This is a genomic window from Prosthecobacter gellanilyticus (assembly GCF_007992435.1).
Lineage (GTDB): Bacteria > Verrucomicrobiota > Verrucomicrobiia > Verrucomicrobiales > Verrucomicrobiaceae > Prosthecobacter > Prosthecobacter gellanilyticus.
Genome location: NZ_BKAG01000082.1, coordinates 1 through 15,581, shown reverse-complemented (window position 1 = coordinate 15,581; position 15,581 = coordinate 1). Strand labels below are relative to the sequence as shown.

Annotated in this window: 10 protein-coding genes; 7 read left to right on the top strand and 3 right to left on the bottom strand. The window is 59.6% G+C overall.

The annotated features are described in order from the left end of the window. Nucleotides 1-229: 229 nt before the first annotated feature. Both BGE01nite_RS27750 and BGE01nite_RS27745 read left to right on the top strand, forming a co-directional pair. On the top strand, nt 230-1,426 hold the full coding sequence (locus tag BGE01nite_RS27750; protein ID WP_146856021.1) for a serpin family protein: 1,197 nt from the start codon (nt 230-232) through the stop codon (nt 1,424-1,426). A gap of 352 nt (nt 1,427-1,778) precedes the next feature. Beyond that, nucleotides 1,779-2,873, top strand: a complete 1,095-nt coding sequence (locus BGE01nite_RS27745) for a DUF4236 domain-containing protein (RefSeq protein ID WP_146856019.1) — start codon at nt 1,779-1,781, stop codon at nt 2,871-2,873. 393 nt (nt 2,874-3,266) lie between these two features. On the opposite strand, the gene BGE01nite_RS27740 is transcribed toward BGE01nite_RS27745, so the two are convergent. Next, nucleotides 3,267-4,214 carry an alpha/beta hydrolase gene (locus BGE01nite_RS27740; RefSeq protein WP_146856017.1) on the bottom strand — a complete coding sequence of 316 codons (948 nt, stop codon included), beginning with the start codon at nt 4,212-4,214 and terminating at the stop codon, nt 3,267-3,269. A gap of 892 nt (nt 4,215-5,106) precedes the next feature. On the opposite strand from BGE01nite_RS27740, the gene BGE01nite_RS27735 reads away from it, so the two are divergent. The 3 genes from BGE01nite_RS27735 to BGE01nite_RS27725 all read left to right on the top strand — a co-directional run bounded on the left by BGE01nite_RS27735 (nt 5,107) and on the right by BGE01nite_RS27725 (nt 9,730). Next, nucleotides 5,107-6,903 (top strand): NADPH-dependent assimilatory sulfite reductase hemoprotein subunit, encoded by a 1,797-nt coding sequence (locus BGE01nite_RS27735; protein ID WP_146856015.1) that lies wholly within the window; start codon nt 5,107-5,109, stop codon nt 6,901-6,903. 231 nt (nt 6,904-7,134) lie between these two features. Beyond that, nucleotides 7,135-8,616 (top strand): N-acetylmuramoyl-L-alanine amidase family protein, encoded by a 1,482-nt coding sequence (locus BGE01nite_RS27730; protein WP_170267119.1) that lies wholly within the window; start codon nt 7,135-7,137, stop codon nt 8,614-8,616. Nucleotides 8,617-8,692: 76 nt separating this feature from the next. Beyond that, the gene (locus BGE01nite_RS27725; protein ID WP_146856011.1) at nt 8,693-9,730 is read left to right on the top strand and encodes a ThuA domain-containing protein; all 1,038 of its coding nucleotides are present in this window, start codon (nt 8,693-8,695) and stop codon (nt 9,728-9,730) included. 183 nt (nt 9,731-9,913) lie between these two features. On the opposite strand, the gene BGE01nite_RS27720 is transcribed toward BGE01nite_RS27725, so the two are convergent. Beyond that, nucleotides 9,914-10,609 (bottom strand): orotidine 5'-phosphate decarboxylase / HUMPS family protein, encoded by a 696-nt coding sequence (locus tag BGE01nite_RS27720; RefSeq protein ID WP_146856009.1) that lies wholly within the window; start codon nt 10,607-10,609, stop codon nt 9,914-9,916. Nucleotides 10,610-10,679: 70 nt separating this feature from the next. On the opposite strand from BGE01nite_RS27720, the gene BGE01nite_RS27715 reads away from it, so the two are divergent. Then, nucleotides 10,680-11,492, top strand: coding sequence for an AraC family transcriptional regulator (locus BGE01nite_RS27715; RefSeq protein WP_218033119.1), 813 nt, complete (start codon nt 10,680-10,682; stop codon nt 11,490-11,492). Between the two features lie 99 nt (nt 11,493-11,591). On the opposite strand, the gene BGE01nite_RS27710 is transcribed toward BGE01nite_RS27715, so the two are convergent. Continuing rightward, nucleotides 11,592-12,338: an RNA polymerase sigma factor gene (locus tag BGE01nite_RS27710; RefSeq protein WP_146856007.1), complete on the bottom strand. Its 747-nt coding sequence runs from the start codon at nt 12,336-12,338 to the stop codon at nt 11,592-11,594. 121 nt (nt 12,339-12,459) lie between these two features. On the opposite strand from BGE01nite_RS27710, the gene BGE01nite_RS27705 reads away from it, so the two are divergent. Then, entirely contained in the window at nt 12,460-15,537 is a 3,078-nt protein-coding gene (locus BGE01nite_RS27705; protein WP_146856005.1) for a CehA/McbA family metallohydrolase domain-containing protein, read from the top strand. The last annotated feature ends 44 nt before the right edge of the window (nt 15,538-15,581 follow it).

Here is a 15,581-nt window from a genome sequence, read left to right as displayed (position 1 = left end):
TTAAAATCCGGACGTCTCCGCCGTCAAGAGGGCTCGCTGGAGTTTTCACACAGCCTCTGAAGTCCGCGCTCCTGGCGTGCTGTGAGAAGACCGGACTGACGGGGATAGACTAACTAATTGTGCTTATTACCCCATCTATGACTGGAGTGATCGACGGCGGGCAGTTTGGGCTGCGGGAAGGAGTCTGAAGTCTTGCCAGGCAGACTGCGAATGAGGTAAACAGAAGCGCATGCGCCTTTCCGTTCTGCCTCTCATGCTCATCATCAGCCTGCCTGCGTGGGCTCAGAGTGCGTCGGAAGGGCCGAATGCGCATGCGTGGCAGATGTCTCATCTCTTCCGGCAGATGACGAAGGGGAACTTTTGTTTCTCTCCCTTCAGTGGACATCGTGTGGCGGCAATGCTGGCGGAAGGGGCACGTGGTGACACGCAGAAGCAGTTGCTGTCACTCGCGCATCTGGACGCGGATGCGGCCAGGCGTGGGACGGACGCAGAAGCCCTGAGCCAGGGCCTCCGAAACAGTTCGAAGGGCGGTGGCATGCTGTTGGACGTGGCAAACTCTCTCTGGGCACCTCCGGTGGCCTTTCTGGAGCCTGGCTATGTTTCTCTGTTGAAGGAGCGTTTTGGCGCAGCGGTGCAGCCTCTGCCCGCTGGGGATGCGCTCGCCAGTGCCTCGGCGGTGAACCGATGGATTCGCGATAAGACCAACGGGCGAATCACGGACCTCGTTGGGCCGCAGACGTTTGCGCAGGGGGATGGCACGGTGCTCGCGGTGAATGCTGTTTATCTCCGGGCCGCCTGGCTGCGACGATTTGACCCCAGGCAGACGAGGCCGCGTGCTTTTGCCACGGCCTCCCGGTCTTCCATCATGCTTCCCACGATGGCGCGCCGAAGTGAGTTTGGTTATACGGAGGCGGCGACGTGGCAGTGTTTGGAGATCCCTTTCTCCTCGCCGGACTTTGCCATGATGTTTCTCCTGCCAGGAGCGGATGTGAATCTCGAGACGGTGGAGGCTGCGCTGAAGCCTGAGGCCTGGGCCAAGGTGTCCGGCGGTCTTGGTCCGACCGAACTGAATGTGTATCTTCCGCGCTTCAACTTCAGCTCCCAGGTTAATCTGCAAGGCCTGTGGCAGCAGCTCGGTGTGGAGGCTGCGTTTGATTCGACTAAGTCCGATCTCACCGGCATGACGCCGCAGAAGCCGTGCTGGGTGAGCCAGGTGCTGCATGAGGCGACGATCGAAGTGAATGAACTTGGCGCCGAGGCTGCTGCGGTTACCATGAGCCCGGCAGATCCTTTTGGTCCGGCCGATTCAACGCCGCCGCCCAAGCCGAAGGTGATCAACTTCATCGCCAACCGGCCGTTTCTGTGGTTCACCGTGCACAAGCCGAGCGGGCTGATTCTTTTCATGGGGCGGTTTGCTGGGGAGTGAACGGTTGTGGGAGAGGATAAAAGGGACAGCAGATAGCCAGTTATGCACGCTGGTGCTTGGGTGTGTTCCTGCCGAATGAGAAACCTGTGAGTCTACCTTTCACTATGTGGCTGCGTTGAGTTCAGGTGCTCTTGCGTTTCTTCCTTTCTCTCGCGGTGTGAGATTCCGGAGAAGCAGAGGGCCTACGGAACACACGGAAAATGACGGCAGATCCCTCGTCAGGCTGGCCTGTTACTCCCCGGTCCACCCTCTGGCTGTCTTGAGTTCAGGTGCTCTGTGAGGGTGCAGTGCTCTGGATGGCGATTGATTGATATTCTGGCTTGCTAATCCAGATTCTTATGAAGAGTGCGCTATGGGCTTTTATCTCCGCAAAAGCATTTCTGTAGGTCCTTTGCGTTTTAACCTGAGCAGATCAGGCATCGGCGTCTCGGCAGGAATCAAGGGGTTGCGAGTCGGTACCGGCCCAAACGGCAACTACGTGCATCTCGGAAGCAATGGCTACTATTATCGGAGGACTCTGCCTTTGGAGCCACGTCGATCACATGAACGTGTGCCGGTACGTCGAGCCATTCCTTCTCCTTCATCTGTGACGATGGAAGAAATTGACTCGGGAGAGGTTTCGCTGATGGCTCATTCGAGTTCCGTCGAGCTATTGAATGAAATCAATGAGAAGAAGGCGTTGATGCGGTTTGGGCCAGTTGTCACCGTCTTTGGTATTGGGCTTTTGTGGTGGCTATTTACGACAGGTTTACACCCAGTCCTTTTGTGTGTGGCCATCATGTTCATTCTTGGAGGCGTGTTCCTTGCGTGGTGGCGGGATGCGATGAAAAAGACTGTCGTGTTGTTCTATGACTTCGATCCCGAGGTAGAACATGCCTATGGGTTGTTGCACGATCACGCAGTCAACCTGTCTGCTTGTCAGGGCGTCTGGCACCTCTCGGCTGCGGGAAAAGTTCATGACAAAAAATACCATGCAGGCGCATCGGAGCTGGTAGACCGCCACACCACGCACATTTACAAAGCCTCTCCGGACTTTCTCAAAACCAACATCGAGACTTTAGCCATCAAAGCAGGACGCCAGATTCTGTATCTCTTCCCTGACCGGATACTGGTTGACGATGGCGGAAGAATTGGCGCTGTCGGATATGAAGAGATCAATGCCGACGTCCGGCAGCAAAGGTTCATCGAAAGCGCCAGACCGCCCTCTGACGCCGCTGTGGTTGACCAAACCTGGATGTATGTGAATAAAAAGGGAGGCCCCGATCTTCGTTTCGCGTCTAATCCACAACTGCCCATTTGTCTTTATGATGAGCTTCATCTGCGGAGCCTTTCTGGTGTGAACGAAAGGTTTCAGTTTTCACGTCACAGCATTGTCGGCGGCTTCGTAGCGGCAATCGTGCATCTGGGCCAATTCACAGACAAGCACCATGAGAAAGTGAATGCCTAGCTAATTATAGGCTTAATGTAACGAGACGAATTCAGCGGACAGCCTTGTCTGGCTCGCCACCGAGCATTTGAATTTGATTTCCGACCCGCCGATTGTCTGCTCATGCCCAAAACCACTCGATACCTTCTTGCTGTTCAAGGCATTATTATCGCACTGCTTCTCAATTACACCATCTATCATGAAACTCCTCGACTTATCGGGGTTGGATTGGCTGTCATGATAATCACTAACTCGGCTTGCCTCTATTTTCTTATGCGGCAGGTGGAGAATAAACGTGATGGATGACATCCATCCTTCACGAGTGAATGAACGGTAAAAAGAGGGCACGCTTTTGACGGCGTGCCCTGAGCTTTTTTTACAGTGGCTGATGGCCTAACTTGATTTGCTTTTGTTTTACTTCTTCACGGGTTCGCCGAGGTGCTTTTTGAAGAAGGTGGTGGCGATGTCGACGGTTTCGGCGCACCAGGGGTCGCTCATCCAGAAGGGGTGGGGGGCTTCTTTGAGGGTGTGGACGGCGGTTTCGATGTTGAGCGCTTTGAGCTTTTCCATCATCTCGGCACGGCCGATTTTGAGGGTGTCTTTCTCTCCTTCAATGAAGATCGTGGGCGGGACGCCGGGGCGGACGTGGGTGATGGGGGAGACGGACTTGTAGAGATCGGGCTTTTCCTGGGCGGTGGCGCCGAAGAAGAGGACGGCGCCTTCGTTGGTCTTGTCCTTGTTTGCGGCGACGAGGTCCTGGGTGGCGGCCATGACGATGGCGGCTTTGACGGTGCTGGGCTGGTCCTTGAAGGGGCCGGAGCCTTCGAACTCAGGGAGGCCGGAGGTCATGGCGGTGAGGCCGGAGAGGTGGCCGCCGGCGGAGCCGCCGATGATGCCGATGCGGTCGGGGTCGAGCTTGAGCTCTTTGGCATGGGCGCGGAGGCAGCGGAGGGCGGCCTTGCAGTCATCGAGCGCGGCGGGGTACTTGGCCTCGGTGGAGAGGCGGTAGCTGACGAGGGCGGTGACGAAGCCGCGCTGGGCGAGGCGCTCCATCATGGGCTTGTCGGCCTCGACCTGGCGCATTTTCCAGCCGCCGCCGTGGATGTCGAGGATGCAGGGCCAGGTGCCTTCGCCGTCCGGGACGTAGACGTAGAGCTCGACGGTGTGCTCGGGGTATTTGGCGACTTCGATGGCTTTGAAGGTGAAGCCTTCGGGGGTGAGCGGGAGGAGCTTTTTCCACTTGGGGCCGTTTTTGGAGACGGGGGCGGCGGTGGTGGGCTTCTTGGCGGGGGCTGCGGGTTTTGAATCGGCGGCAGGGAGCGTGGTAGCGAAGGTGAGGAGAGTGAGGCAGAGGCTTTTCATGCGTGGGAGATGAACTGGGGATGTGGGGGCGGACTTTCTTGCGAAGAGGGACTGAAAACTGAAAATTGAGAACTGAAAATTGGAAATTGGGGAGCGGGCGGGTGGAGTGGTGGAGAGATGGAGTGGTGCGGTGGTGGGCGGAGATTTTTTAACCGCTGATAGGACGCTAATTTGACGCTAATGGGAGCATTGAGTTTGACCACAGAGCGCAGACGGGGGCTTTTTTGCGGTGTCCAAAGGGGCCGCTTGGGTCACTTTGAGGATGGGTGAAGGTGGGGGAGAGTGCGGGGCTATGAGGGGAGATTTTTTACAGGAGATTTGGAGATGGGGAGACAATTACCAAGACTCAGAGGTCGGGAGCCGTTTGCGATGGTTGGCTGTGGTTTGCGATTGTTTGCGGTGGTTTCAGGGCCGGGCCGGATCAGAGAGGGCCTACGGAACACACGGAAGACGCGGAAGGGGCAGACAGGAGCCGAAGAGGGGAGGCGTTGGCGGTGGTTTTGCCCGATCCGAGTCAATCCGACTGGATCCGACCTTGGGGACGGAGGGAGGTCGGGGGTGGATCGAGGGGCAACCCCATTGGAATGGGGTTGTACGGCTGGGCGGGCGATCTTTGGGGGAGTTCGGGGGCGATCCAAGCAGATCCAGGTGGATCCAGGCGGATTTTTCACAGGAGAGTTGGAGATGGAGAGCGCCGGAGCTGTGAATCCAGTCAGATCCAGGCTAATCAAGGTGGGTTTTGAGGTGTTGGGAGGGCCTAAAGGCCAAGAAAAGGCGCGGGGGAGCACAATTCTAGATAAATCCGATAGATAATGCGGGTTTTATTTCTTGCCGCTTGCTTGCTTTCAGGGTAATATCAGCGAGTCTGACCACCCCTTTTTAGATCACCCTTATGTCCAAAGCCTCCGTCGAAGAGATCAAACTTGCCTCCGCCGGCCTCCGTGGCCAGCTCGCCGAGCAGTTCGCTGACACCAGCACTGTGAGCATTCCTGAGGAGAGCAACATTCTGATGAAGCATCATGGTTCCTACCAGCAGGATGACCGTGATGTGCGCGCGGAGCGCAGCAAGGCGAAGCTGGACAAGGCGTGGAGCTTCATGATCCGCAGCAAGATGCCGGGCGGACGCATCACGGCTGAGCAGTGGATGATCCATGATGATCTGTGCGCGAAGGCTTTTGGCAATCTGCGCCTGACGAACCGCCAGGGCATCCAGCTGCATGGCGTGCTGAAGGGTGGCGTGAAGGAAGTGATCCACAATGTGTGCCACAGCGGCCTGAGCACGATGGGTGCCTGCGGTGACGTGGTGCGTAATACCATGGGCCCGGCGGCGCCGATCAAGGATGCGGTGCATGCGGACTCGCAGAAGCTGACGGAAGAGATCAGCCAGCGCTTCTTGTGGCGCTCCTCGGCTTATGCCGATATCTGGCTCGACGGCGAGAAGGTGGAGCCGGATTGGATCAAAGACCCTGTGGTGGACGCCAAGGTGCGCGAGGCGACGAAGGCTGCCGAAGGCGAAGACCCCATCTATGGCAAGGTTTACCTGCCGCGTAAGTTCAAGATCGCGGTGGCCATCCAACCCTGCAATGATGTGGACGTGTACTCTCAGGACGTGGGCCTGGTGCCGCACGTGGTGAATGGTGAGGTGGAAGGCTACACGATCACGGTGGGCGGCGGCTTTGGCATGAGCCATGGCCAGCTGAACACGCGCCCCTTCCTGGGCCAGCCGCTGCTGTATGCGAAGCGCGCGAATGTGGTGGACGCGATCGAGGCGGTGGTGACCACGCAGCGTGACCACGGCAACCGCACGGAGCGCAAGAACGCCCGTCTGAAGTACACGGTGCAGAGCATGGGCCTGGACGGCTTCCGCGCGGAAGTGGTGCGCCGCCTGCCGGGCATCGAGACCTTCCCGCCGAAGGAGCTGAAGTTTGACACGGTGGAAGACAAGCTGGGCTGGCATGAGCAGGGTGACGGCAAGCTGTACTGCGCCGTTTACGTCAACATGGGCCGCATTGTGGACCGTGAGGACGGGCCGAAGTATCGCAGCGCGTTTGCGGAGCTGGCGACCTCGCTGAAGCTGCCGTTTATCGTGACGCCAAACACGAACATGATCATCGCGGACGTGGCGCCTGAGCAGAAGGAAGCCGTGAACGCGATCCTGGCGAAGCATGGTGTGGTGCACGCGGATGACGCTGGCTTTACCCGTGCCCGCAAAGTGGCGCACGCCTGCGTGGCGCTGCCGACCTGCGGTCTGAGCCTGAGCGAGTCCGAGCGCGCCCTGCCGGGCATTTTGGACAAGATCGACCCGATCCTGGCCGAGCTGGGCCTGGAAGATGAGCCGATCCTTTTCCGCATGACGGGCTGCCCGAATGGTTGCGGTCGTCCCTACAACGCTGACTTCGGCTTTGTGGGTCGTGCGCCCAACAAGTACGCCATGTTTGTGGGTGGAAGCATCCGCGGCAACACGCTGGCGGGCCTGGAATTCAAGTCCGTGCTGGGCGATGAGATCCCTGCCCGAGTCCGTGTGTTCCTGGAGGCCTTCAAAGCCGAGCGCCAGGAGGGCGAGATCTTCGCCGACTGGTTTGCCCGCACCCGCACGAAGGGCGCTGAGCCGACGCCGGAGCAGTTCCATGTGGAGCTGGCCGAGCGCGCTGCGAAGCTGGCCGGTGAGAAGGTGGCTGAGGCGGGCTGAGAAAGCTGACCTTGTTTTGATCTAATTCGGCGCCTCTGCTGTCTCTGATCGAGCGGCAGAGGCGTCCTAGTTTTTACGGAAGCTCGGCATGGATCCAGCGTGCAGGCTTGGGTGAGACTTGTTCACAGTCTTACTCTGCTTGCCAGTTGGTGAAGTCGGTGTAGGCTCGCCATCCCTGGCGGCCCGGCCGCGTCTCCATTTTCCCCTTTCATGTCGAGAATGCCCACGCCCATGATTTCAAATGCCGCTCGCTGCCTGATGCTGGTTCTGGCCGCCGTTTCCTTTTCCCTGACCCAGGTGCGGGCTGATGTAACCGCGACTGAAGGGGGCAACAAGCCTGGCTTCCTGAAGCGCATGTTTGGCGGCGGAGGCAGCAAGGAGACGCCACCTCCTACACCCACTCCAGCGGAGGTGAAGGAAGCACCGAAGGCGAAGTCGGCCTCGTCTGAGTCGCGCGAGAAGATCACCATCAAGCCGAAGGGCACGGTTTCGAAGTCCTCCAGCGGGTCGAGCAAGGGCAGCAGCAAGAAATCCGGCTCCACCGAGACGGCGAAGAAGTCCACTCCGGAGAAAGCAGCTGCGCCAGCGCTGCCCGAGAAGAAGTCCGAGCCGGTGAAGCCGGAGGAGATCGAGAAGAAGATGGCGAACCTGCCTGGTCAGTCCAAGGCGGGCGATGGGGAGTTTGGCACGGATGATGACGACAAGCAGACGGCAGCGACGAAGCCTGCGACACCTGAACCAGCGCCAGCACCCGTCACGCCGACCGAGGCCCTGCCCACGAACACGAAGAACACGGGCTGGCAGGTGGTGAAGGTCGGCGGTCGCGACTATGTGACTGGCGAGAGCATCAATAGTTTCTACCGCTTCAGCTCCTACAAAGTGGATGGGAAGCATGTGTGGCTGCGGTCTAACAATCTGATCCTGAAGGCCTCCATCGGCAGCCAGGAAGTGCTGATCAACAACATCAAGTTCATCATGAGCTTCCCGGTTCTGGAGTCCAACGGCGGCGCGCTTTTCTCCAGGCTGGACCTTTGCAAGCTGATCGATCCGGTGCTGCGCCCGACTTACATCACGGATGCAGAGCCCTTTGACACCATCGTGCTGGATGCCGGTCATGGTGGTCATGATGCAGGGGCGCGCGGTGTGTATGGGTATGAAAAGGACTTCGCGCTGAAGATGTCCCACGTGGTCAAGGATGCGCTGCAGAAGAAGGGTTTCAAAGTCGTGCTGTCACGTCCGGTGGACAGCTTCGTGACGCTGAGCGGTCGTGTGGCTGTGGCAAATGCCACGCCGCGCAGCATTTTCATCAGCCTGCACTTCAACTCCGGTGGCAGTGCCGCGACGGGCATCGAGACCTTCGCGCTGACTCCACAAGGCAGTTCCGCGAGCCTGGAGCGCGGCGGTGGTTTCAACTACAACGGTCTGACGGGCAACTCGCATGACTCCGCGAACATCGCGCTGGCCACGGCGGTGCACGCGATGGTGATCAGCCGATTTAAGTTTGTGGATCGTGGCATCAAGCGCGCGCAGTGGAGCGTGCTCACGGGCTGCAAACGCCCTGGCATTCTCTTTGAAGGCGGTTTCGTGACGAATGGCAATGAGTGCCGCCTGATCGCCTCGGACACGTATCGCACCTCTGTCGCCTCGGCGATCGCGGATGCGGTGGTGAACTACCGCACGGCCCTGCGCGGCGCGATGACAAAGCAGCGATAAAAAGATCAGTCGGCGGCTTTTTCTAGCAACTTCCGGCTAGTGATTTGTGTCGTGGTGCGTTTGTGTCTCCCCACCAATGAACCTCACCAACCTGCTACGCTCCACCCTCGTTGTTTTGAGCCTCGCGGCGCCTGCCTTTGCCGCAGACGCTCCGAAAAAACTGCTCGTCGTCACGGTCACCACCGGCTTCCGTCATTCGTCCATCGAGACGGCGGAGAAGGTCATCAAGGAGCTGGGTGAAAAGTCCGGCGCCTGGACGGTGGACTATGTGCACCAGCCTGAAGGCCAGCCGAAGAATCCGGGCAAGCCGCCGGAGAAGCAGGCGAAGGAAACGGATGAAGCCTTCAACGCCAAGAAGGAAGCCTACAGCAAGGCGCTGGCCGAGTACAATGAGGCTAACAAAGTTTGGAATGAGAAGATCAAGGCCTACATGGCCGAGCACATGGCGCTGGAGAAGATCAAGAACTACGACGGCTTCATCTTTGCCAACACGACTGGTGACCTGCTCTTCCCGGACCGCGATGGCTTTGTGGAACTGATCAAGAGCGGCAAGGCCATGGTGGCCATGCACTCCGGCTCGGACACCTATCACCCCTTCCGCGGTTATGTGGACATGCTGGGCGGTGAGTTTGAGACGCACAAGGCGCAGGTCGAGGTGCAGCCGATCCTTCACGATCCTTCTCATGCGGCCACGAAGCCGATTCCGAACGGCTTCAAGGTCTTTGACGAGATCTACATCATCAAGACCTTTGAGAAGTCCCAGGTGCATGCGCTGATGGGTCTCGACTCACACCCGAACCTCGGCCAGACGAAGGAAGCCGTGGCCAAGGAGAAGTCTCCTGAGAAGAAGGCGGAGCTGGAGAAGGAGCTCGCGAAGCAGGGTGAGAAGCGCTACTTCCCCATCTCCTGGTGCAAGGAGTTTGGTCTCGGTCGTGTGTTCTATAGTTCGTTAGGTCATCGTGAGGACGTGTGGGATCCGACCTGGAAGGAGGGAACTCCTGACCGCAAGAACTCCCCGGAGATTGCCCGCATCTACCAGGCACACATCCTGGGCGGCATCAAGTGGGCGCTGCGCCTCGCTGAAGGCAATGGCACGGCTGGCAACCTGGAGTGATTGACTTGAATTGATTTCGTTTGTTGTTAGGCGGCTCTTCGTGATGTGCGGAGAGCCGCTTTTTTTGGGGCGAACGACGAGCATCTGTGCTGCTTTCGGCAAGTTTGTGGGCAGACGAATCGGGGCAGGCGAATGGATGAACCATGATTCGCCTGTCCCCATTCATCTGCCAATTGCTTTACCTTAGCGCTTCACTTCTTGCGCGTGGACAGCCTCGCAGATCATGCGCAAAGAAGCTTCGAGATCTCCATTCGCGGTCTTGAAGGCATCCGCATCAATGGTTAGGGGAGCTCCGAGCACCACCAGCGGCGCGCCATACTGCGGGCACTGGATGGCCTGCTCCAGGCTGAGGCCGCCGACGGCCTGCACGGGAACTTTGACCGCGTTTACCACTTCGCGGAGCTGGTCCAGCGGGCTGGGCATGCGGTGACCGGCAGCGGCAATGCCGCGGCGCTCATCATAACCGATGTGATGGATCACATAGTCACAGCCGAGGTCTTCGAGGAACTTAGCGCCCTCCACCATGTCGGGACAGATCATGTTATCGCCCATGACCTTGCAGCCGAAGTCGGCGCCGGCTTTGACTACGCACTTGATGGTTTCCGCATGCGCACGGGCCATGACGACCACATGCGTGGCACCGGCCTTGGCCATCATCTCGGCCTCAAGGTAACCGCCATCCATGGTCTTCAGGTCGGCCACGATGGGCGTGGTGGGGAAGGCTTTGCGCATGGCGCGCACGCCGTGAAGGCCTTCCGCCAGGATCAGCGGCGTGCCCACCTCCAGCCAGTCCACCCCGGCGCGCATGGCCAGCGCGGCGGTTTCGAGAGCTTCGTCAATGTTGGTGAGGTCGAGCGAGATCTGGACGATGGGTTTCATGGCAACGGTGGTTGGCTTGAGGCTGGAGCTTGCATGTAATGCCAGACCCGCCATCCTCGTCACGACAAAGATGATGCGAAATGCGACACCGCTGAAACCTCGTGAACGTCTCCGGCGCAGTGCGGCGGAGATCGGGCGCTGGAAGACGTCGCGCGCGAAGTGGGTGGCGGCGCTGGAGCCGGCTGCGCATTTTCAGAAGCTCTTTGATCACATCCCGGGGGTCTACTTCTTTGCCAAGAACAAGGCCGGACACCTCATGTTTGCCAGCCACGGGCTGCTGCAGCGCTATCAGATGAGCGACGACTCGGACTTCATCGGCCGCACGGACTATGAGCTGAATCCGGATGCCATGGCTGAGGCCTATGTGGAGGATGATCGCAGATTGACCGCCGGTGAAGTGAGCATCGTGGAGCGCGTGGAGCTCTGGTGGGACAGCCAGGGCATGCCGGACTGGTTTCTGGTGACGAAGCTGCCGCTTTATGACACGCGCCGACAGGTGCAGGGCGTCATGGGCATCCTGCGCCGACCGGATGAGGCTGAGCGGAGGCTGCCGGTGTTTCAAACCGTAGCCGTGGCGGTGGAGATGATCCGCAAAGATTTTGGCAAAGCGCTGCGCATCGAGGAAGTGGCACGCGCCTGCGGGCAATCATTGAGGCAGCTTCAGCGGAGGTTTCAGAGTGCCTTTGGCATCAGCCCACAGGAGTTTCTGATCAAGACGCGTGTGCTCGCGGCCACGCGGCTGCTGGAGCAGAGCGCGCTGACGGTGGGCGAGATCAGCACACGCTGCGGCTTTGTGGATGCGAGCAGTTTTACCCAGCACTTCAGAAGACGTTTGGGGCAGTCGCCCGCGGCGTATCGGAAGCAGATGGCGTTGTCGTTGTAGAAGCTCCCTGATTTTAACCGCAGATAACGCAGAGAGCTCAGATCTTCCGCACTCAGTATCTGTGATTTCTGCGCTATCTGCGGTTAAAAAAGGTCGGCATCACCCCGGGCCGAACAGGCCGATGAGATAGGCGAGCTCGGCTTTCACATCACCGTCATCGCCGACCGTGGATGCCACTTCAGCTCGCAGGGCTTCGGCGTAGCGTTTGCGCAGGCGGGAGAGGGCCACACGCACGGCGCCTTCATTCATGCCCAGGGTCACAGCGGCTTCGGCATGGCCTCCCCAGCGATCACCCTCGGACAGAGCGGGGGAGAGCAGGTCAAAGAGCGGGCCTTTGCCATCACGTACATAGGTATCACGCAGGACATCACGAGTTCGCTCGAGGAGTTGCAGCGCCCACTTGCGCTCGAAGGCGCGCTCGGGATCGGCCTCCTGAGATTCGGGCTCCAGTACATAGCGGCCTTCCGCATCCGTGAGGTCCAGGGATTCCGGGATCCTGCCGCCACCACGTTTGGCGGCGCGTTCACGCTCCCGCAAATGGCCGATCTCAAACTTGAGGGAGGTTAACAAGAAGTTGCGCAGCTTGCCTTTCGCGGCTTCCGCCTGCGCCATGTAGTTTCCTTCGATCAGACGGGCGAAGAGGTCCTGCACGATGTCCTTCGCTCCGTCCTCATCCAGACCAAAGCGGCGCGCATAGACATAGAGCGGATACCAGTAGCTCTTGCAGAGATGATCGAGCGCCTTCTTCGCCAGGATGCCGCTTTCGCCGGGATCCTTCAGATGCCCCACCAGAGTCCAGCGGGTGGCTGGAAAGATGGAGGAGTCGTTCTGATTCGGGTCGCTCATGGAAAACGCGAAGCTATCGGCCCGGCTTGTGATGGCAAGCTGCCCGTCGTAAAACATATGTCGCGGATTTTGTGGAGAGATCCGGACAGTGCCATCGTTTCCGCCGCCCACCTTCACGACCATGAAACGACTCCTCCCTCTGTTCGCGCTCCTTTTAACCACACCTTTGGTTCGCGGGGCCGATGCCGGCCTGCTGATCCAGCTTGGCCTCACGGACAAGGCCACCACCGTCTGGGACGGCAGCATCAAGGTCACGCCGGGCGAGGTGCAGGAGATGGCGGGCTGGCGCTTTGAGCGCACGGACAAGCTGGCGGGCAAGGACGCCTGGAAGCTTAGCACCCGTGCGGCCGCTGGAGCGCAAAAGGGCCGCACGAACAACCCGAAGAAGATGGGCATGGCGAAGCGCGCCGCGCAGAATTTGGGGCCGGTGCTGGACAATGGCGTCTTTGTCCGCCTGCATGAGATCACGCCGGAATCCGTGGTGGAAGTGACAACGGAGCAGGGAAATTTTACCTTTAAGCTTAGTGATGTGAAGGATGGCGAGCCGCTGGATCTGCTGGACGGTCGCGTGGCCATTCAGCGCACCGCCGTGCTGGGCCGCAAGATGTCTCCGGAGCGCTCAGATGATGACTACCCAAGCCTCACAGTAAGCTCCAAAGGCCAGGGCTACCTAGTGTATCAGAGCTTCACGCCGGGCATTGACCGCGATGAGCGCGCGAAGCGCTGGGATGCTGAGCCTGCGGATCTCTCCTTCCTCAACAAGCCTGCCGGCGGTGACCAGCTCTGGCTGCACCGCCGCACGGACAATCAGTGGAAGGGCGAGCGCATTGCCGTCACGGAGCCGGGCAAGGACATCTACAAATCGGCGGTCGCCATCGATGGCAAGGGCACGGTCTGGATCACCTGGAGCGAGCGAGTGGACGGCAATTTCGATATCTTCACGCGCTCCTTTGCCGATGACAAGCTGGGTGAGATCGTGAATCTTTCGAAGTCGCCCGGCAATGACATCTCGCCCGTGGCCACCACGGATGCCGCAGGCAAGGTCTGGATCGCCTGGCAAGGCGCGAAGCAAAGTTTGTTCGCCATTCAGGCGGTGCATCAGGCCGAGGCTGGCTGGAGCGCGGCGGAGACGGTTTCCAAAAACACCGGCAACTGCTGGCAGCCTGCCATCGCGGCCAATGAAAAGGGCGTGGCCATCGCCTGGGACTGCTATGACAAGGGTGACTACGATGTGTGGCTCTGGACACACGCGGATGGCAAGGTGCAGCCCGTGGCGAACAGCGCGCTGTATGAGGCGCGGCCTTCGCTGAGCTATGACAAGGAAGGCACGCTCTGGATCGCCTGGGAGAAAAGCGGCGCCACCTGGGGCAAGGACTGGGGCGCGTATGACGGGCAGGATGGCATCGGCCTGTATCGCGACCGGCAGATCGGGCTTGTGGCATTGAAGGATGGTCAGTGGATGGAGCCGCAGGCACCTTTGGCAGATGCTCTTCCAGGCGCGCAGGCCAAGGGCAAACGTGGCAAGGCGCGTGGTGCGGATGCCAATACGCCGCCGCCACCTGCGCTGCCTGAGCTGGCGGATGGTGTGAATGCCGATGCCTATCTACAACCTGCGCAGCGCAAAGGCGCGCCGGGTGAGCATGCGGCAGGCACAGGCTGGGGCACGTATAACAATCTCGGTCGTCTGACTTGTGATGCGGAGGGGCGTGTGTGGATCGTCGTGCGCTCTCGCTTGAACAGCTTCCGTGGGCCGGTGGGTTCCACCTGGGTGAACTATGCGGCGTATCTAGACGGCGACCAGTGGGTTGGCCCCATGCTGCTGCCACACAGTGATGGCATGATCTACAATTTGCCTGCGCTTGCTGCCGGACCGCAGGTGCTCTTTGTGGCGCACAGTGGCGATCATCGCATGGACCGCTTCGCCGAGTTCAACGCGGCCAAAGCGCCTAACTCCAAGGGTGGCAATGCAGCCCTGGATGCCAGCAAGGATCCCTTTGATCATGATGTGTTCATGAGCCGCCTCCAGGCGCAGGGAGAGATCAAGCCTGCCGTGCTCAAGGAAGCCGTCATCAAGCCGCGTGACAATCCGCAGCCGAGCAACCGCACCGTGGCGGAGCGTGAGGAGGTGAAGGCCATCCGTGACTATCGTGCGAACATCGCCGGCGCGGAACTGCGCATTTTGCGTGGCGAGTTTCATCGCCACACCGAGATCAGCGGTGACGGTGGCAATGACGGTCCTCTGGAGGACATGTGGCGCTATGGCATCGATGCCGCCTCGATGGACTGGCTTGGCAATGGTGACCATGACAACGGCAACGGCCGTGAGTACACCTGGTGGCTCACGCAGAAGTCCACGGACGCCTTCATGCTGCCCGGTTCCTTCACACCTATGTTCAGCTATGAGCGCAGCGTGAGCTATCCGGAGGGGCATCGTAACTGCGTCTTCGCCCAGCGTGGTGTGCGCACTCTGCCGCGCCTGCCCATCAGTGATCAGCGTGTATTCGAAGCCGCGCCAGACACCAACATGCTCTACAAGTATCTGCATCTCTTCAATGGTGTCTGCGCCAGCCACACGAGCGTGGGCAACATGGGCACCGACTGGCGCAATCATGATCCCGTCGTGGAGCCTATGGTGGAGGTGTATCAGGGTGCTCGTCAAAACTACGAGTATGCCGGCTGCCCGCGCTGCCCGACGAAGGAAGATGCCATCGGCGGCTGGGAGCCTGCGGGCTTCATCAACAACGCCTTTGCCAAGGGCTACAAGTTCAGCTTCCAGAGCAGCAGCGACCACGGCAGCACGCACATCAGTTATGCCATGGTCTATGCAACCGAGCCGACTCGTGAGGCTGTGCACGCCGCCATGAAGCAGCGCCGCACCTATGGCGCCACGGACAACATCATCGCCGACTCACGCTGCCAGGGAGCCGATGGCAAGGAGCACATGATGGGTGAGGAATTCAGCGTCAAAGGCGCACCCACCATCACCTGCAAACTCATCGGCACCGCGCCCTTTGCGAAGGTCACGCTGATCAAGGACAACGTCGAGTTCCCGATCGAGATCGCGAAGGAGAAGAGTGTCTCCGTGAGCTGGACCGATCCGAAGCCTGAGACAGGCAAAAGCAGCTACTACTACATCCGCGGCGAACAGGCGAATGGCGAGCTCGTGTGGGTGTCTCCGATGTGGATCAAGAGTGAGTAGAGTGGCACATGCTGCCGTGGCCTATGGAAGTTGCGGCAGCGTCC

Bases quoted from the DNA above. Each gene is read 5' to 3' on its own strand.
- BGE01nite_RS27730 (WP_170267119.1), top strand. From the start codon at position 7,135: ATGATTTCAAATGCCGCTCGCTGCCTGATGCTGGTTCTGGCCGCCGTT.
- BGE01nite_RS27740 (WP_146856017.1), bottom strand. From the start codon at position 4,214: ATGAAAAGCCTCTGCCTCACTCTCCTCACCTTCGCTACCACGCTCCCT.
- BGE01nite_RS27715 (WP_218033119.1), top strand. From the start codon at position 10,680: ATGATGCGAAATGCGACACCGCTGAAACCTCGTGAACGTCTCCGGCGC.
- BGE01nite_RS27750 (WP_146856021.1), top strand. From the start codon at position 230: ATGCGCCTTTCCGTTCTGCCTCTCATGCTCATCATCAGCCTGCCTGCG.
- BGE01nite_RS27710 (WP_146856007.1), bottom strand. From the start codon at position 12,338: ATGAGCGACCCGAATCAGAACGACTCCTCCATCTTTCCAGCCACCCGC.
- BGE01nite_RS27720 (WP_146856009.1), bottom strand. From the start codon at position 10,609: ATGAAACCCATCGTCCAGATCTCGCTCGACCTCACCAACATTGACGAA.
- BGE01nite_RS27705 (WP_146856005.1), top strand. From the start codon at position 12,460: ATGAAACGACTCCTCCCTCTGTTCGCGCTCCTTTTAACCACACCTTTG.
- BGE01nite_RS27735 (WP_146856015.1), top strand. From the start codon at position 5,107: ATGTCCAAAGCCTCCGTCGAAGAGATCAAACTTGCCTCCGCCGGCCTC.
- BGE01nite_RS27745 (WP_146856019.1), top strand. From the start codon at position 1,779: ATGGGCTTTTATCTCCGCAAAAGCATTTCTGTAGGTCCTTTGCGTTTT.
- BGE01nite_RS27725 (WP_146856011.1), top strand. From the start codon at position 8,693: ATGAACCTCACCAACCTGCTACGCTCCACCCTCGTTGTTTTGAGCCTC.